The following is a 16,719-nucleotide window of genomic DNA, read 5'->3' on the forward strand; positions in this document are numbered from 1 at the left end:
GTTCTCGGGACAAGCCCGAGAATGACGACGGAGCGGGAACACTGAAAACTTCACTAGGAACGACAGGCGCGTCCCCCAAACCATTGGCAGCCACCTGCTTACAGCCAGCCCATCATAATCGTTACAAGCATGAAGACAAAAAGGCCGCCGGCAATAATATAGGCGGACCTCCAGGACATGTCATACCTGTACGGGTAGAGTAAGCGGTCCAGCAGAAAACTGCCGGGCAACAAGCTCGCAATAAAACAAACGACGGCGACACTGCCCCAATCGATCAGCGATGGACGGCTGCTCAACAGAATGTCGGCAATGCGCTCAAGCCACTGTTGAGACGACACAATCGACCACTCCAGCCTTATGCAGGTCTTTAAGATAGGCAAGCAACTTGCCTTGCGCCGGTTTGTTCAGACGCTGAACCAGCGTCGTCAGGACACGCGTCGTTTCGGCATCAAGCCGCGCAACGGTGGCGTCACGGCTATCGGGCGTCGTGGATATCGTCTCCAGAATGTTTTTTGCCAATTGCGCGCGAAGTTCAGTGGCGCCTTGAATGCCATGCAACGGGCTGTCAGAGCACTGCTTTACGGCATCGGACATGTCGAGCATGGTTTGCTGTGGTTTGGCCTTGTATCTTTCAACCAACACGGCCTGCACGGAGGCTTCATCTGGTGTGAAGTCTGTGATCATCGTGGTGGCGTAACCGCCAATAACCGATGCAACGACCAGAATAGTGATAGTGCGCATTCAAGCTCCCAAACTGCTGTTGATACACGCAATAGATGCAAACGTCAGAAGAAGCACTTAATCAGATGGGTTGTATTTTAGTTTTCAACTTTTGCGTCAGTGAGTGGGAGGCGAAACGTCATCCTCGCCGCAGTCGTGAGGACCCAAGCACTGAAACCTTCACGAGAAACGAAAGGCGCGTCCACCAAACTCCCTCATCCTCGTCCTCGGGCTTGACCCGAGGACAGGGTAAGGGGCGGGTGGGGCTGATAACAATGTCCACTTCCTGGCACCTCAATCATTTTCACGGCCGCAGCATCGCTTCATGAGCAGGGCGCAGGTCCGAACCACCACCACCCCGTCGCGCTGCATTGCGCGACGGCACTGTGGCACCACCCTAGTTGGCGGCCGCCTTCAATTCCTCATACACATTGTCTGCGAAGTTGCCGAGTGCGCCTTTCTGTTGGCTGTAATCAATACCCTGCACCACGCTGACGGTGATATCCTCTACCGAAATGCACTGCACGACAAAGGCACCTTTGCCTTTAAGACCACCGCTGACCAAAACCAGCTGGCCGGGGAAGTTTTGCGACCCCGCGCTTAACCCAACCTTCTGTGCCGCAGCCGTCACCACCGACCCGCAGGTCTCAATGCTGAGTTTTTCAGAGGGCGTGCGCTCGACATGGTAGGCCAGATGAAAATCATCATTCTGCGCATGGGCAGGAGCAGTCATGAAAAGCAGGCTGGCGGCTGAGGACAACACAGCTGCCGAAAATAACGTGGAAGATGGACGCACAGGATAGTCTCCATGAACATTAAACTTCGCCGCGCCTTTTGATGGGCACGACAAGGTGGCAATTCATTTGCTCAGGGAATGGTTGCAACCACGCGGAAAAAATCGGCGCGTCGCACAGCAGTCAGTTGTCGTTATTATCCTTAAGGCGCAGGCTCACGCCGGATCATGCTCATGATCGTGTGACGCAACTCATCAAGCGCCTGTTGTTTGGAAATTTCGCCATAGGCCGTTGCCGTCGACAGGGCGTCAGCCGCCCCCATCATGCCCCACAGGGCAGCAAGGGGAATGGAACCGTCTTTGCTGAAGGGTGCCAATGCCTCCCGGCACTTCTTTATGAAGCGGGTTTGATAACTGCGTATCACCGCCTCCATTTCCGGCGAACCGACAAGTGCAGCGGCAACGCCTGGAATTTCCTGACCCTGCGTCAACACACAGTCTACATAGGCATTGGCAATGACACTGGCGCGGTCGACCAGAGTGGCCGGGCAGGTGGACAGGCCACTGTCCATCAACTCCGACTGGCGAATATCATAATCCCGGTACAGCGCGGCCAGCAGCGCATTGCGCGTCTCGAAGTGATCATAGACCACAGGCTTCGACACGCCGGCTTCTTCCGCCAGACGGCCAAGTGTCAGACTGTCGGTTCCGGACTGCAACACCAGATGCCGTGCCGTTTCAATAAGCTGCGTGTGCCGCTCATCGCGTGACAATCTTCGCCGGGGTGACGCTGTTTCCTGCATACTTGACAATCAACCTACTAATAGTAACCTACCATGAGTATATAACGAGCTCCCACTCGATTCAACTCATGCAACAAGGTTATCTCATGCACTCCCTCATTGTCACGGCTCAACCGGAACCGAATGCCTATACCCACGCTGTTGCCCGCGAAGTCATTGCCGGTATCAAGGCCACACCTGATCACACATTTGAACTGCTTGATCTCGCAACCAGCGGCTTCGACGCAACGTTCAACACCGCCGACTATGCCGTGTTTCGCGAAAATGCCACGCCGCCGGATGATGTCCTGGCAGAACAGGTAAGGATCGATCGCGCCGATGCGCTGATCCTGATCTATCCGGTGTTCTGGTGGACGATGCCAGCCGTGATGAAAGGCTGGATCGACCGGGTGTTTACGCAAGGCTGGGCCTATTTCGACGAAAGCGGCAAGGACACCATCCGTCTGCTCAACCGCTTGTCCGTGCAGACCATTGCGATTGGCGGCGCAACAGAGCGCACCTATCAGCATCGCGGATATTCGCAGGCCATGAAAACCCAGATCGATCAGGGTATTTTCGGCTACATCGGTGCCCGGGTAATCGGCACGGAACTGATACTGCCGCTGGACACAGCCTCGTCGCAAGCGGGCCTTGTCAGGGCATTGCAGATTGGCAGCAGCATTGCCAGCGCCCACCAGCAATCCATTGCGACAAAAGACAACGTCGAGGCATAACCAATAAATGCTGCTGCGCCCATCTACGCAGATGGGCGCTGCGTTAGCGTTCAGTTCAAATCGGCAAAACCGTATGGGCGGTGATCGTGTAGCCAAACGGGTCGACAAAGGCGAAGTAGCGCCCGAACGGCCCATCCTTCGGTGCAAAGGCAATCTCCACACCCTTGGCCTGCAGATGCTCATGCAGCGCATCGGCATCATCGCAACCGAACCAGATAGCGATGCCAACACCGAGTTTTTGACCATCATCAAATGGCTCAATGGGCGTACGCACCGCAAAGGCAATGGGTTTTGTGTCAAACACCACAGCGCCCGGCGGTGCTTTGGGCGAAGGCGTCAGGCCAACCACATCACGATAAAAGGTGAGGGCGCCGTCCAGATCTTTCGTCTGGATGCCAATGAAGTCGGGGCCAATCAGTTTCGGCATCTCTATCTTTCCTTTTTCAATACCACCCGATAGTATCAGGGTGCTGATATTTATATAATATAAGGGCCCTGATATGTCCAGCCTGATAAACCCACCTGTCGACGATACCTATCGTTCACTTGGTTATGCCTTGAAGCGCGCCCAGCAGGCGCTGCGCGGTCGGCTTGATACGGCGTTGCGCGATATTGGGCTGACGACACCGCAATATTCTGTTCTGGCCGGACTGGAAAAAAGCAGCGGCCTGTCCAATGCCGACCTGGCGCGCCGCGCCTTCGTGACACCGCAAACCATGCAGGCCATCATCGTCACGCTGGAAAAGGCCGGTCTCATCAAACGGGTCGCACATCCGGACAATGGCAGGATCCTCACCACCGAATTGACAGACGACGGCCGACAGGCCGTGCGGGCAGCCCATGAAATTGCCGCCAATGCCGAAACGGACGTGCGCAACGCCGTGGCACCTGACGACCCTGATGTTATCTACGCGGCACTGCTGCGCATTGCCGATGCCATGCGCTGATTGTTTTCGTTGATTAGACGGGGAAGGACGGGAATTCGGAGTGGATGGCAGTGCGCACTCTCTGCCTCATGCATTTTCTAAGGTTGAAGCGTCACTATCCGAAAGCCGGTAGCGATTGGAAAACCAGCCTCTCCACGTCATCCTCGCCCTCGTGGCGAGGATCCAAGCCATCCACCAAAATCGCGACGTGAATGGATTCCTGCGACAAGTACGGGAAGGGGTTCCGTTGACATCACCGCACAAGGATCAAATCGGAAATGGCCGGCTGGGGATGACATTTTTCATTACCAGCGTGGAGTTGAGCCGCATGACATGCGGCAGGCCGAGCAGGCTTTTGTCATAAAGCCGCTGGAAAGCCGCAAGGTCCTTGGCAACCACATGCAGCATATAGTCAGGTTCGCCAAACAGCCGCTGTGCCTGCACGATCTCTGGCACCTTCAGCAGCGCCGCCTCAAAGGCCGATACGCTGTCTTTGCTCGCCTCGCGCAGCGTTGCATAAACAATAGCTGAAAATCCGATGCCGAGTTTCAACGGATCCACCGTCGCCCGGTAGTCGGTTATCACGCCCGTTTCTTCCAGCGCCCGTAGCCGTCGGTGGCAAGGAGACAGGCTAAGGCCAACGCGATCTGCCAGTTCCGTAGCAGAAATGCGTCCCTCTTTTTGCAATATTGCGATTATCTTGCGGTCCGTAGCATCCATGGGGGATATTCTGCCTCAATATGGCTGTGTTTGGCAAGAAATAGGGAGCACCTTCTCAAACAAATCTCATACATCTCGCTCGCCGCAACGGAGAAGAGATGAAATGGAAATTGGTCTGCTTGGTGCTTTCTGGGCCTTGTCATTGTCGCTGGTCCTGACACCCGGTGCAGACTGGGCCTATGCGATTTCGGCGGGCATGCGCAACCGCGCCATAGCACCTGCCGTCAGTGGCATGGTGCTGGGTTATGTCGCCATTACCGCCGTGGTGGCAGCCGGTGTTGGCACCATTGTCGCCAGTGTGCCGTTGATGCTGACAGCCCTGACGCTGTTAGGCTCCGCCTATCTGCTTTATCTCGGCGTGGGTGTTTTTCTCAACCCGCCAGTGCCGCAAGCCACAGAGTCTGACATTGCCTCATGGTCCAACTGGCTCATTCGTGGCTTTGGTGTCAGCGGCGTGAACCCCAAGGCACTGCTGCTGTTTCTGGCCATCCTGCCGCAATTCACCAGCCAGACCGCGACCTGGCCCATCTCCGGCCAGATCGCAGCGCTCGGCCTTGCCCATATCGTCAATTGCGCTGTCATCTATACGGCAGTGTCCGCCAGCTCCCGTGCGGTGCTGCGCACTCGCCCGCGTGTTGCCCGCCTGGTCAGCAAAACATCGGGTGCGGCAATGATCACCATCGCGCTGCTGCTGATCATGGAACAGGTCATTCAGTTCACGGCGTGAAGGTGTGGTGGCTAAGGCCCGGAAAATAGGCAGGTCAAGACACGGAGGTCGTGCATAGTGCTGAGGTCTCGAATCCACCCCTCACTTGCGATTTCTAACACTTGGTACCTTCGTCCCAAGATGTTGAAATCGCTTTCTCTCCCACAAGGGCAGAGATGGGTGGGTGCCGCGCCCATCCAGCAAGTCAGCACTGCTGAGACGGATGATGCGTCCAATCTAGTGCAATTTTGTTGAGATGGTACAAGACGGCGCCGCTTGGCACCCCTTACCTCTACCCTTGTGGGAGAGGAAGAAAAATCATGGTCTTGGCTTCAGCCAAGTCATAGATTTTTCAGGTGAGGGGTTATGTGCTGCACAACGCTCATGGTTTGACGCCGCCGGCGAAACACCCGACCCTCATGCCTCGTCCTCGGGCCTGACCCGAGGATCAATCACAGGTATCCAGTCGGCGCGCGTCTGCGCGGCGGCAAGACGCTTTTCATCCCCAAGACTGGGAATGACTGGATCCCCGTGACAAGCACGGGGAAGAGGGCGGTTGGTTCGACCGCTGCATTCACATCAACATCCAGTCTTCATGACCAAGGTTGGAGTACAGCGCGCGCATAGCGATAAGACATCGGGCCAACCACCGCCCCAACCCATGTTTCCCACCCACAATTGAGAACGCTTCTGAACTGCACAAAACACTTCTGATTGCAGTTGCAAGTCATTGTTATCTACAGATATTTCACATATTTTTCAGAGAGTTCACATTGACAGATCAAGGGCAGTTTTTTAAACAGCGGCGCATCGGGGAGTAGTCACCGCGGGGTTCAGCGGGAGTGCGTCAACATACTCGTGCAGCGGCACGTGGCGTACTCAGTCGATTAATTCGGCTCAACGAGACCGTGGCTGAGATCTGCCATATCGGACAGGCAGATGACGCCCGGGGTCTATGTCCGCGAGGTCTTGTTATGTCTATCATGGCAATCATCCTGCTATCCATCAGCATGTCCATGGACGCCTTTGCCGTGTCTGTCGGGCGTGGCGCGGCACTCGGTCGCCCGCCATTCAGGGAAGCGTTGCGCACCGGCATCGTGTTTGGTGTCGTGGAAGCCATCACGCCGTTGATCGGCTGGGCAGCTGGCGTTGCCGCTGCCGCCTATATCTCCACCATCGACCATTGGGTGGCCTTTGTGCTGCTGGGTGCCGTTGGCCTCAATATGATCTATTCCGCACTGAAGGGGGACGAGCAGGACGAACGATCCACCGTCAAGGCATCCTTCTTGGTGCTGGTCGCAACCGCCATCGGAACCAGCCTTGATGCCATGGCCGTTGGCGTGTCGCTGGCCTTCCTCGATGTGAACATTGCCGTCATCGCCGTCGGCATTGGCCTTGCGACCTTCGTGTTCGCCTCAGGCGGTATCATAGTCGGTCGTTTGCTGGGAGAACGGTTTGGCCGCTATGCCGAAGGCATTGCCGGTATCGTGCTGATCGGCCTTGGTTCGTCTATCCTCTACGAAGATCTGATGGCGGCTTAAACCGCTATCCAGCACTGCTTTGAGGGTGGTTTTCAGCTATCAATCGACTGAATAAATGCTTGAAGAGTTGTCCGCAACATCTTGTTTTGCAAAATGAATTCTTCCATCGACAAACGCAATCAGCAGTGTCGCGGCAATCACGCCACGCGACAAAACAGAGACACTGCGCGATGAGGGCAGGGCCGCCTTGAATGATGAGAGCGACCTCTGTCGATCATCCATGGCGCGATGGCCGGCAGGACAGATGTCACCTGGTTGAGAGTATAAATCACGTTTCATGCCGACACCCACACGCAACATGGTGTTGCGATATGCAGCTTGGCACCTCTGCGAATGAGTTGCAATAGCGAAATTTGATATCAATCGGACTTAAAACAACCCGGCAGATAGCAGGGCAGATGAGGCATATAGCTTGCAGCAGCACCGACTTTGACCACTTTGTTTTGCGCGCCCGCAGTGCTGACACCAGGATAAAACCGAGGTTAGGGGGTAGGGGTGAGGGGAAAAGCAGTTGCTATAAGGATCAAAAATCTCGCCGATTGCAACTCTCGCGCGTTTTCGTATGATGCGTCACAACAGTACAAACGAACGCCCGGATACAGACCATGTTTTACATCGGCGGCATTAATGACGATCTGCGCACAGAGATACACAACGCCCTGACCGAGCGTGGCCTGACATCGCACATGAACGATACCAAGTGGTACAAGTTATGTACCGCTATCTATGAGGAGATGCCATTCCCACCCAGCTATTGGCACAAAGACGTCCTCTATGATGCAGAAGAACCGGAAGATCCACAATCTGTAGGCAGTTCCTACGGTGATTGGGCAAGGACACCTGAAGCGTCACTCGGACTGCACATTGAATGGCTGAAGGTAGATCCAAGATACGCACATCATAGAGGACAATTGATACCGCCAAGAATTGAAGACTGCTCAGCACAGTTCCGCGACATCCTCATTCGCCTGAACATTCCATTCACTGAAGAAGAGCACCTGTTCGTCATCCATGGCCATAGCGTCGGCGTGGAACTGCCCCGACACGTCAAAACGCCCGCTTAAGGCAAGCCAAGCCGGCAGCAAAGGAGGAGTGATCTTTAGCACCTGTAGGCAGGTTCCCGGCCGAGCCAAAGGCGTAGACGACTTCAACAGGAGATACCAAAAGTATTCGTAAAGCCAAAGCGCGCGATAACGGTATATTTATTTTCGTTTATTTTAAGCAACTTATATACATGCCCGCGCGCCATCAGTATCGTTTTGTATTCTATCTTTATTGCTAAGCGTTTCGGGGGGAAGTGCGTTGAAAATAGCAATAGTCTGCGACAACGCATCTTTCACCAAGGGCGGAGAGGCGGCCATTCCGCTGCGTTTCTTCCGCGCGTTTCGCCAACTCGGGCTGAAGCCTCAGCTTTTGTCGCATGCCAGAGTGGAGCCGGATCTTCATGCATCGCTGACAGCCGACGAGCTGAACGATGTCACACTTTTCTCCGACCTCAAGCTTCAAAAGATTGTCTACCGTCTTGGCCTTTACCTGCCGGGCCGCGTGCGCGAAGCCTATACTGATCAGATCATCCGCCTCGCCACCGAGGCAAGACAGCGCAAGGAGCTTCGCCAACGCGCGAAGGCTCGTGATATTGATTGCGTATTCGTGCCGATACCTATCTCTCCCAAGGCGATCAGCTTGATCACGGATATCGGCGTTCCGGTCTTTTTCGGTCCGCTGAACGGCGTAATGGACTATCCGCCTGGCATGCGCGACAAGACCAGCGAAGCCGGAAAATATCTGATCGCAGCGGGGCGGTACATCGCGGAGCCGTTGCACTACATCTTTCCGGCAAAACGCAACGCAGCAGGCCTGTTCTACGCAAACGACCGCACACTCGCCAACCTTCCCGTGGCCACGAAGAACGTGCCTCGATTTCGCTCTTTCGACGCCACGATCGACGCTGCCAATTGGCAGAACGTGGATCGTAGCGGTGCGATTGATCCGACCCATTTCGTTTATGTCGGCCGCCTGATTGACTGGAAGGCGGTAGACCTCGCCATCGAGGCAATCCATCGGCTGGAGGGGCGAGCACGCCTGACCATCGTCGGTGAGGGGCCGGAGAGGCCACGCCTCGAAAAGCTTGCGGCAAGCGGCAAGGGCGCCATCTCCTTTGTTGGCTTCAAGGGCCACGAGGAAATCGTCGAAATTTATCAGGACGCCGCCGCACTTTTGTTGCCCTCCATGCGCGAGGCTGGCGGCAATGTCTGTCTGGAGGCCTTAGCGGCCGGTGTGCCTGTCATTGCAACGCGCTGGGGTGGGGCTGAGGATGTCGTGCAGGATGGCGTCGACGGTATTCTGGTAGACCCCATCGACCGGGCAAGTTTCATTGCCGGCTTCGCGGATGCCATACAGCAGCTCATGGACGATCCCGCTCGCATACGTGTGATGGGCGAGGCTGGACGAGCACGCGTGCTGGTGAGTTACGACTGGCAAACGAAAGCGCGCCAATGTCTGCAAACCTTCGAACAGACACTTGCGGCCAAGAGTAACGCGTGAGGAATTGCACCGCCTCACATCGAGGATTGCGCAGATCCGTCTGAAGGCTCCAACCTTCAGGGAAGACGTCTGATTGCCATCTATGGCCAAAGGGAAGGGGAGATGCATCTTCCTAGCCCGCCAATATGAGCAGCATTTGTACGCACAGTGCTGGTCATTGCCAGGACCTCAATAGAAACGGTGCACAACAATCAATCATGGCGTGTGTTGCTGCAATACTACATATTTTTTGACGAGTTCCGATATGCTGCCGACATAAAATCAAATCAGGTAATTTGATTTAACTCTGGGGGGAGTTTTTATGAAAGCCAGATCCGTTCTGCTTGCGTCCGCTATCGTTATGGGCGGCGTCGCGACAGCGTGCGCCGGAGACCCGGTCAGCTATGACAACAGGGACACGGCTGCATTTTCATGGGCGGGCGCCTATGTCGGTGGCCAGGTCGGCCGCGACAGGGGCACATCTCATTTTAACAACCCGACAATTCCGGGAGACATCGATGCCGATGGTTTTGGCGGCGGTATCTATGCGGGCTACAATTTCGACCTCGGCAGCAATGTGATTGTCGGCCTTGACGGCGACATCACCTACAACAACGCCAACGGTCGACTTGAAGAAGATTTCGGTAGCATCATTGTCGGCACAGAAAGCAGACTGCGTTGGTCTGGCGCCGTGCGAGCGCGGGCCGGTTATGCATTTGACCGTTTTCTGCCTTACGTCGCAGGCGGCGTTGCTTTTGGCAGCGTCAACAATATGGGCTTCTTTGATATTGTCGGCCTCAGCTATGATGAAGCCTCACAAAGAAAAACCGCGAACGGCTGGACCGTTGGCGCCGGCATCGACTTTGCGGCAACCGACAACCTGATCATCCGTCTTGAATACCGCCACACCGACTATGGCCGCAAGGACTTCACCGCGAAGAATGGCTTGGTGGATTTGACAACCGGCAACCGGTTCCAAACCAACGGCGTGCGCCTCGGTATCGCCTACAAATTTTGACCGGCGTCTGATACCGCAGCACAAACCCTCACAGCTAACACGTAGACAAATCGGGCAGGGGAAACCCTGCCCGCAAATTGTGGAACGGCTAGACGGGTCTGCGGCCAACCGCGACAGCAACGTCAGTGTAGCGGATCCTTTTCAAGGAATGAAATATTCCGAATAAATAAATGTAATTTAACTAGAGAAATCAATTCCGTATTTGCCGATATTAATCCACTTCATGCAGAAACGGTCAACCTCGTCATCAACACCAGAAACCAACGAAATCAGAATACATTTTTCTACATTATTTCAATTCACTAACCAACACGGCTAAACAAGAATGATAGAAATTTACATCTGACATCCACAGGTACGATAAGAGCCAGGGTAGGGGAGCGCCCTACTCCTGAAAACTGAGTATTTCAGTTATTCAGGTCTTCTCGACCACACCAATTTCAGGATGTGAAACCGACGGCTTCGTTTCTTCGCTAGCCATTTTGAAGTGAAATGCGCTGACAGTGCATCCAGACACGTGACCATTTCATTGCATCCTGCGAACGGGTTGAACATGCATCGGCACGCAGAATTACCATGCTCATCGACTGAACTTGAACTTGCATACTGTACTGTGGCACACGCAGACAACACCATCTAAAGACCGTCCGTTCAGCGTCCAGACAGACAGCAGTATGGCCATGCGACGTCACAGAGAGCAATGAGACTATGTTGACTGCGAGACGCTTGGTCGATGCGAAATACGCACCGCAATTGATTGTGCTGGTGCTGCTGGTTGGTTTGGTTCCGCGTGTGCTTTTTCTCAGCGTCGGTCACCAGAGCCTCATGACCGCATTTACATTCCTGACGCTCGTATTGCTGATTTGCCTGATCGGATTTCTGACACGTCGGTTTCGTACGTTCTGGATCATCTGGGCTTTGGCGTCGGTCAGCTCAATTGTTCTCGTTGGCATGGTAAGCCCATTGGCGGTGGTGCCACATATGCACATCTTCATGCCGTACTTTGTACGGTGACCAAAGGCGGCTCAACACAGCGCAGCGCGTCGTAGCGCGTTGCGGAGGATGACACAGCAGGAACGGCGACACTCAGCAAAGCATATGGCAGTCGGCAAACCCAGAGCGTAACAGAGGCAACATCCAAAGCGTCCAAGACCAGGTTTTCAGGCATTCTGGGCTATTACCCAATACGAATAAGTTCCATAATATATCTTATGCGATTTATGTGTGGGCTTGGGCGGGCTCAAGAATGAAGCGCCTCCCTCGCGAATAATCATCCGAAAGAACGGCACAGTCGAACGCAACATCGAAACGTTCAACGTTCAGTCAATTGAAAAACATCCCCAACCGTCATTCTCACCGCCGAATGGAGCTGCCGCATCTTCCAGGAACATTTCGACTTCGGTGATTTCTTTATGGTCTGGATGCATCATTCGACTGGCAGTTACATCCCAGGCAAGTCCAGGCTTGCCTTCCTCAAAAAGCTTTATTTTGACACTGTCAAATTTCGAACTGACGACCTCTGCAAATCGTGTCGCTGATTTTTCATCCGGAATTATGATCTGAAAATCAATTGTCCGTGGTACGGACAGATTGTCTCCGTCTGCCACCAATCTGCGCAGGACATCGCCGTTAACGTCGTCTGGAATGTCATGTTGCATGTTAAATCCTTGCCCTGAAAATCACCCCGAATTCGCGCGCCATGCTTTCGATATCACTGGTTCCGTTCAAAGCTTTTGGTCACGACGATTTCGCCGACAATCGCAGCATTGAATTTTTCGAGATCTTCCGCCGGTATCCAGTATTTCTTCAACGCCTGGCCGCCAGCCTCTTGCGGAGCATAGGCGGAAAGAAACGCAGCCTGAATGTCAAAGCGCGTGACATAGCCCGCGCCATCTCGACCGACATTCCAATCCCGTGCAATACGAATGGCATAATCCTCTGTCAGCACAGGATAAAAAATTGGCTGATCAGGCAAACGTGGCGGAAACGCCGTCATGCCACTCTGCCTTATCAGATCCAGTTCAACGGGACCCACAGGCCTCCACAATGTTACAGTATCCACTCAACACCTCGGCGTAAAATTATTCTATTTCAATGAATTGCGACCACATCCTGCAGTGAATATGAATTTCTTCTTGCCCGTTGGTGCCTGCAGTGCATGAACGAGCAGCTACATGGTGTCCGCCAAATCCCTGCCCCAAAAATCACAGCACCTGTATTAAAGCCTGAGCCGCAAGGACCAATCTTTGCGGCGCAGAATGGTGGGTGGCCAACCGCTCTTGAACGGCGAGCGCATGAGACGACGTTTACAGCTTCTGTTCGAGTTCTGTGGTCAGCGCTTTTGTGCGCGGCTGAATATCGTCAACATTCGTGAAAGGCTTCCAGTTCACGGTCAAAACACCATCGGCAAACGACACGCCATCCGCGTAGTTCGAAGCCGGCGCTGACGCCTCGTCATAGTGGATGACGATCGATTTCAGTTTTTTCTGCAGCGCGTCCTTGCCGATGTCGCTCGAAGCAATGTCCGTAAGAGACTGGATCAGAGGATCGATGATGGTTTTACGGAGATAGTCATCGCTTGCATATGATTCCGCCAAGCCTGGCAGCGCCAGGCTTTTCTGATCAAGAGTGACGGGCACCGCAAACCCTGCCGCAGTCTGGATTGCCTTCTCCAAAGACGGCCATGTCTCCTTGGCGTAGGCCGCAATGGCACGGCGCTCCCCCAGGCCCGCTTCCTGTGCATGAGATGCACCCGGCACAAGTAGGAGCAGCACGCCAGCCATCAGTGCAGAGCGAAAATTCGACATGATCTATCCTTTCGATGATATATTGCTTGTAGTTATTCGCAGTTTGCGAGGTCGCGCTTGACCGAGATTGCAGCGATGCGGACCCGTGATTCAGCGATTTTCCTCGCATCCGCATCACGCGCATCAAGCCCGCCGATATAGCCCTTCACCTCGCGTGCGATGCCCGTCGCGGCAAGTCGGCAGCTAATATCGAGGCGTTTGTCTTTCCCCATCGGATCCAACACGCCGGAAAGCTTGAGAAGCTGACGTTTGTCGCCTTTCTCGTAGTGAGATTTCGCCTCGGCACGCAACGCGGCCAACCCCTCACCTGTCGGCGTATAAGCCTCAACCGCCGCATGGCTCGGCGCCCAGCACGAACTCGCGGAGCAAAAACCAAAGACGTACAAAATCACCCGCATTCCAGGCATGACACCCCATTCCCTGCCACGAATAAAACACGTTAAAGTAGATGTATACATTGCCACCCATACCGAACGCTTACAAAAAGCACAACTGTCACGGACGCCTCTTTCACTCGCCTTGACGCCGGGATTTCCAACATGAAGACCCCGCTATCAAGATGTGGCTCTCAAGATTTCGCCTTGGCGGCCAGGCATCAACAGCAATGGTTTTGGCCATGTTTCAGCTACATAAGCACGAAAATTGATACGCAACCATGACGTTAATCAAAAACGAAACAACGTACCAAAAGTATTGCAATTGCCCAAATTTTAATCCATAAGCCGCCTATAGTGCAAAAAAGCTGTTACGACTGATCTTTTGTTTGCAAAAACAGACGGCCACACGGTGAAAAGCACAGTGATGAATGCGGAAGAGGCAACGTCGATCTCGCTTGACGAGACTTAGACATAGGTGTCGACATATGACCAAAAACACTTTTCAAACGCCAGTTTTTGCCCTGTCTGTATTGCTGTCGCTTGCGGCTTCGTTATCCGGCGCTGACGCGCAAGGAACAGCGGATTCCGCCTATTTGGAACGACGCAACGATCACGGTATAGTTGTATATTGCAGCGGAAAAGGTTTGCTGGACCCAGATGCGGAGCAGTTTTTCAAGGTTGGCACGGATGAGATTTTTGGCGAAGTCGAAAACACGCCAGAAGTCGAGCTGCATGAACAGAAGGGCCGCGAGGGGATTTCCTATCTTCAGGGCGAGGAACAGTCACTAACAGATCTGGCTGCGGCAAATGGCGTTAGCGTCGATGAGGTCTGCGGCCAGTACCGGGGCCAAATCACCCTTGGACGCATGATGGCAAAAAACAAAGCCAACAAATAATCGATATAGGAAGAGGATACTCGATGAAAAACCGTTACCTGGCACTTCTCTCGGCAGCAACTGTACCGCTTATGATGCTGGCATCGGCTGCATCTGCGGATGAAACGCAGCAATTGTACAACAGCTCGCGAAACCAGCTTGGCCTGATCAAATATTGCGTTGAGCAAGGCCACCTGAGCGACGATACAGTAAAGGCCTACCAGAATATCGTAAGCGTTCTGCCTACCCCTGCCAGCACCACGGAAGGTGACGCGTATGAAGCGGAGGGCGCAAAGGGAAACAGCTTTGACGGCAGCTCCGGCGTGTCGATGGAAGATATTGCACAGGGAACCGGAATGACGGTTGCCGACCGTTGCGCTTCGTTTGAAGCACTGACGAAGCAATAATCCAGTCCGGCGCGCAATTTGTTCACCTCGAAGGTCTCGGCTCTCACCAGCCGGGACTTTCTTTTTGGAGGCGCGATCCCGTTTGGGACCTCACAATAGCCTTTGGTGAAAGATGCCTGTATTTTTCTACAGCTTAGTCGTGTTGGCCACCTCAGTGACGGCCCTGCCACCAGACGCCGCGAATGAATGCATCGCTGAAAATGGCGACAACGCATTGTCGCAACAATCCTTCGGCGCATGGACGCTGTTTCACGCAAAATGTTCCTGCATGCTGTCTCTGCCGGGTTCCGGTGACAGCAGTTTTGACATGCTTGTGGTCAAGGCAACCGCCGACCAGAAGGCACCGCGTTTGTCTGTCATGGTCTCTGTGACACAGGAATTTCCCGATGATGTCGAATACTTTCCCGTCATCATAAACGACAAACCGATTGCGGCAGGAGCCCAGCCAAAGGGTGGCGTTTTCCTTGTGGAACTGGGGGGACATGTCGACTGGTTCAATGAGGTCGCCCAATCCGCCCAGTCCGGCACCATCAGCATCGGCCCCTATAGTTTCGGGTCCGACCAATCAGACAAAGCGGTTTCCGCGCTGCGCACCTGTTACACCGGGCTCGAAGGAAAGTAATAAACGTTCCAACGCATGGCATCTGTGAGCATGGGATACGAAACAGAGTTTGCCTCAGCGCACCCGCCCTGCTCAATCTACCTTCAGCACCGCGCCGGTGTCGTATTGGCGCACATAGTCCACGCGTTTGCCATTCCAGTGGTAACAATAATGCCGCCCCTGATCGGGAATGCTAATCACGTCAGGCCAGAACACGCCGATGCAACGCCCGCCCGGCATGCGTACGCTGTCCCATAACAACCCGTCGCTGCCGGCGGTCCGCAGCCCCTTTCCCTCAACATGCGATGCACTGTAATCCGTGGGATGCAGCACACCAGGCACGGCGTTCACATCATCCAGTGTCCTGTCGATACGGCCCACCAGCACCCGGAAATCGGATGTCCAGCCGGGTGCCTGCTGTGTGGCGCGCATAAAATTCTGGTGGTGATGCACGGTTTCTGCCACCGCCACATCTTCTGTGCCGCCGGCATAATAAATGCCATAGCTGCCATCGCTGAACCGACCCGGCCGGTCGGTAGAACAATGCACAAAGGGTGCCATGACAAGGCTGGAGCCGGGGCCAGACACCCGCCGTTCGACTGGCACCTTGCCCAGATCACCCACCTCGTAACGCACCCGTGGATTGGTCTTTTCCTCCACGGCCACCAGCGCTTCCCAGTCACGCGGGTCAGCGATATCTTCAAACAGATGGATGGGTGGAAAGATAGACCGAATGATACGGTAGGTCTGCGAACGCACATGGGCGCGAACGGACAGGTGCCCTACCATGCGCTTCTCTCGGCATCGAGCCATTCGCGCATCACGGCCAGATCCGACAACTCGCCCTGCAGCATGATGTCCAGGGCCGACTTTCCGGCAAAGGCGGCGTTGGGCGCCTTGATCCACTCGTAACCGCGCGCCACATCCTTGAACAGATAACGCACCCCCTTGTGGATGCCCATCAAATGCGCCATCCGCATTCGTAGATCACGGTCTATGCGGCCGGGGCTGCCCTCTTTCCAGCGTGCCCAGGTGCGGGCGGAAAGCCCACCCAGCAACGTGCAGGCCTGCGCATCCGTCAGATTCCAGGCATTAAACAGGTTTACAGTGGTGCGTGCCAAAGCCCCCGCTTCCGCATCGCTGATGTCTGTTGAACTGGCATCGGCCAGCGTGGGCACAATTGGCTGTAACAACATGGCAACCTCACATTCTGGCGTATAAATACCATAGTTGTGCCATTTGGCAAGGA

The 16,719-nt window shown here is 54.5% G+C and carries 24 protein-coding genes and 1 riboswitch; of the genes, 11 read left to right on the forward strand and 13 right to left on the reverse strand.

What is annotated here, in order from left to right:
- Nucleotides 1-98 precede the first annotated feature (98 nt).
- From PYL13_RS10665 to PYL13_RS10680, 4 genes are all read right to left on the reverse strand, one after another.
- Nucleotides 99-338 carry a hypothetical protein gene (locus tag PYL13_RS10665; RefSeq protein ID WP_275641297.1) on the reverse strand — a complete coding sequence of 80 codons (240 nt, stop codon included), beginning with the start codon at nt 336-338 and terminating at the stop codon, nt 99-101.
- Nucleotides 316-741 carry a hypothetical protein gene (locus PYL13_RS10670; protein WP_275641298.1) on the reverse strand — a complete coding sequence of 142 codons (426 nt, stop codon included), beginning with the start codon at nt 739-741 and terminating at the stop codon, nt 316-318. The genes PYL13_RS10665 and PYL13_RS10670 overlap by 23 nt, the downstream gene beginning before the upstream one ends.
- Nucleotides 742-1,117: 376 nt before the next feature.
- Nucleotides 1,118-1,516 (reverse strand): DUF6180 family protein, encoded by a 399-nt coding sequence (locus tag PYL13_RS10675; RefSeq protein ID WP_275641299.1) that lies wholly within the window; start codon nt 1,514-1,516, stop codon nt 1,118-1,120.
- Nucleotides 1,517-1,656: 140 nt separating this feature from the next.
- The gene (locus PYL13_RS10680; protein WP_275641300.1) at nt 1,657-2,256 is read right to left on the reverse strand and encodes a TetR/AcrR family transcriptional regulator; all 600 of its coding nucleotides are present in this window, start codon (nt 2,254-2,256) and stop codon (nt 1,657-1,659) included.
- An 86-nt stretch (nt 2,257-2,342) separates the two neighbouring features.
- On the opposite strand from PYL13_RS10680, the gene PYL13_RS10685 reads away from it, so the two are divergent.
- Nucleotides 2,343-2,969, forward strand: coding sequence for an NAD(P)H-dependent oxidoreductase (locus tag PYL13_RS10685; protein WP_275641301.1), 627 nt, complete (start codon nt 2,343-2,345; stop codon nt 2,967-2,969).
- A gap of 55 nt (nt 2,970-3,024) precedes the next feature.
- Here PYL13_RS10685 and PYL13_RS10690 read toward each other — a convergent pair whose 3' ends face one another.
- Complete coding sequence (locus PYL13_RS10690; protein ID WP_275641302.1) at nt 3,025-3,396, reverse strand: VOC family protein; 372 nt, start codon at nt 3,394-3,396, stop codon at nt 3,025-3,027.
- Between the two features lie 73 nt (nt 3,397-3,469).
- Between PYL13_RS10690 and PYL13_RS10695 the strand changes: the two genes are divergently transcribed.
- Nucleotides 3,470-3,916, forward strand: a complete 447-nt coding sequence (locus PYL13_RS10695) for a MarR family winged helix-turn-helix transcriptional regulator (RefSeq protein WP_259146210.1) — start codon at nt 3,470-3,472, stop codon at nt 3,914-3,916.
- Between the two features lie 246 nt (nt 3,917-4,162).
- Here the strand turns inward: PYL13_RS10695 and PYL13_RS10700 are convergent, their stop codons facing one another.
- Nucleotides 4,163-4,615, reverse strand: a complete 453-nt coding sequence (locus PYL13_RS10700; RefSeq protein ID WP_275641303.1) for an Lrp/AsnC family transcriptional regulator — start codon at nt 4,613-4,615, stop codon at nt 4,163-4,165.
- Between the two features lie 103 nt (nt 4,616-4,718).
- On the opposite strand from PYL13_RS10700, the gene PYL13_RS10705 reads away from it, so the two are divergent.
- Both PYL13_RS10705 and PYL13_RS10710 read left to right on the forward strand, forming a co-directional pair.
- Nucleotides 4,719-5,342, forward strand: coding sequence for a LysE family translocator (locus tag PYL13_RS10705; protein WP_250985452.1), 624 nt, complete (start codon nt 4,719-4,721; stop codon nt 5,340-5,342).
- Nucleotides 5,343-6,121: 779 nt separating this feature from the next.
- Nucleotides 6,122-6,220, forward strand: a riboswitch (yybP-ykoY riboswitch).
- 75 nt (nt 6,221-6,295) lie between these two features.
- A complete protein-coding gene (locus PYL13_RS10710) occupies nt 6,296-6,862 on the forward strand; it encodes a manganese efflux pump MntP (RefSeq protein WP_275641304.1) in 567 nt (188 codons plus the stop codon).
- 39 nt (nt 6,863-6,901) lie between these two features.
- On the opposite strand, the gene PYL13_RS10715 is transcribed toward PYL13_RS10710, so the two are convergent.
- Nucleotides 6,902-7,162 (reverse strand): hypothetical protein, encoded by a 261-nt coding sequence (locus PYL13_RS10715; RefSeq protein WP_275641305.1) that lies wholly within the window; start codon nt 7,160-7,162, stop codon nt 6,902-6,904.
- Nucleotides 7,163-7,467: 305 nt separating this feature from the next.
- Between PYL13_RS10715 and PYL13_RS10720 the strand changes: the two genes are divergently transcribed.
- The 4 genes from PYL13_RS10720 (at nt 7,468) to PYL13_RS10735 (ending at nt 11,417) form a co-directional block, all read left to right on the forward strand.
- Nucleotides 7,468-7,926, forward strand: coding sequence for a DUF6678 family protein (locus PYL13_RS10720; protein WP_275641306.1), 459 nt, complete (start codon nt 7,468-7,470; stop codon nt 7,924-7,926).
- A gap of 238 nt (nt 7,927-8,164) precedes the next feature.
- Complete coding sequence (locus PYL13_RS10725; protein WP_275641307.1) at nt 8,165-9,406, forward strand: glycosyltransferase family 4 protein; 1,242 nt, start codon at nt 8,165-8,167, stop codon at nt 9,404-9,406.
- 301 nt (nt 9,407-9,707) lie between these two features.
- Nucleotides 9,708-10,403 (forward strand): outer membrane protein, encoded by a 696-nt coding sequence (locus PYL13_RS10730; protein ID WP_275641308.1) that lies wholly within the window; start codon nt 9,708-9,710, stop codon nt 10,401-10,403.
- A 708-nt stretch (nt 10,404-11,111) separates the two neighbouring features.
- Complete coding sequence (locus tag PYL13_RS10735) at nt 11,112-11,417, forward strand: hypothetical protein (RefSeq protein WP_275641309.1); 306 nt, start codon at nt 11,112-11,114, stop codon at nt 11,415-11,417.
- A gap of 305 nt (nt 11,418-11,722) precedes the next feature.
- Here the strand turns inward: PYL13_RS10735 and PYL13_RS10740 are convergent, their stop codons facing one another.
- From PYL13_RS10740 to PYL13_RS10755, 4 genes are all read right to left on the reverse strand, one after another.
- On the reverse strand, nt 11,723-12,061 hold the full coding sequence (locus PYL13_RS10740; RefSeq protein WP_275641310.1) for a ribonuclease E inhibitor RraB: 339 nt from the start codon (nt 12,059-12,061) through the stop codon (nt 11,723-11,725).
- Nucleotides 12,062-12,114: 53 nt separating this feature from the next.
- A complete protein-coding gene (locus tag PYL13_RS10745; protein ID WP_275641311.1) occupies nt 12,115-12,399 on the reverse strand; it encodes a hypothetical protein in 285 nt (94 codons plus the stop codon).
- A gap of 310 nt (nt 12,400-12,709) precedes the next feature.
- The gene (locus PYL13_RS10750) at nt 12,710-13,210 is read right to left on the reverse strand and encodes a hypothetical protein (RefSeq protein ID WP_275641312.1); all 501 of its coding nucleotides are present in this window, start codon (nt 13,208-13,210) and stop codon (nt 12,710-12,712) included.
- 32 nt (nt 13,211-13,242) lie between these two features.
- Complete coding sequence (locus tag PYL13_RS10755; protein WP_275641313.1) at nt 13,243-13,617, reverse strand: hypothetical protein; 375 nt, start codon at nt 13,615-13,617, stop codon at nt 13,243-13,245.
- 455 nt (nt 13,618-14,072) lie between these two features.
- Here PYL13_RS10755 and PYL13_RS10760 point away from each other — a divergent pair, with 455 nt between their 5' ends.
- The 3 genes from PYL13_RS10760 (at nt 14,073) to PYL13_RS10770 (ending at nt 15,491) form a co-directional block, all read left to right on the forward strand.
- Complete coding sequence (locus tag PYL13_RS10760; protein WP_275641314.1) at nt 14,073-14,483, forward strand: hypothetical protein; 411 nt, start codon at nt 14,073-14,075, stop codon at nt 14,481-14,483.
- A 23-nt stretch (nt 14,484-14,506) separates the two neighbouring features.
- Complete coding sequence (locus PYL13_RS10765) at nt 14,507-14,869, forward strand: hypothetical protein (RefSeq protein ID WP_275641315.1); 363 nt, start codon at nt 14,507-14,509, stop codon at nt 14,867-14,869.
- A gap of 112 nt (nt 14,870-14,981) precedes the next feature.
- Entirely contained in the window at nt 14,982-15,491 is a 510-nt protein-coding gene (locus PYL13_RS10770) for a hypothetical protein (protein ID WP_275641316.1), read from the forward strand.
- A gap of 72 nt (nt 15,492-15,563) precedes the next feature.
- Here the strand turns inward: PYL13_RS10770 and PYL13_RS10775 are convergent, their stop codons facing one another.
- Both PYL13_RS10775 and PYL13_RS10780 read right to left on the reverse strand, forming a co-directional pair.
- On the reverse strand, nt 15,564-16,259 hold the full coding sequence (locus tag PYL13_RS10775) for an RES family NAD+ phosphorylase (RefSeq protein ID WP_275641317.1): 696 nt from the start codon (nt 16,257-16,259) through the stop codon (nt 15,564-15,566).
- Entirely contained in the window at nt 16,253-16,666 is a 414-nt protein-coding gene (locus PYL13_RS10780; protein WP_275641318.1) for an antitoxin Xre-like helix-turn-helix domain-containing protein, read from the reverse strand. The genes PYL13_RS10775 and PYL13_RS10780 overlap by 7 nt, the downstream gene beginning before the upstream one ends.
- Nucleotides 16,667-16,719 lie beyond the last annotated feature (53 nt).

Origin of the sequence: Agrobacterium sp. Azo12 (genome assembly GCF_029193765.2) — a bacterium.
Taxonomy (GTDB): domain Bacteria; phylum Pseudomonadota; class Alphaproteobacteria; order Rhizobiales; family Rhizobiaceae; genus Agrobacterium.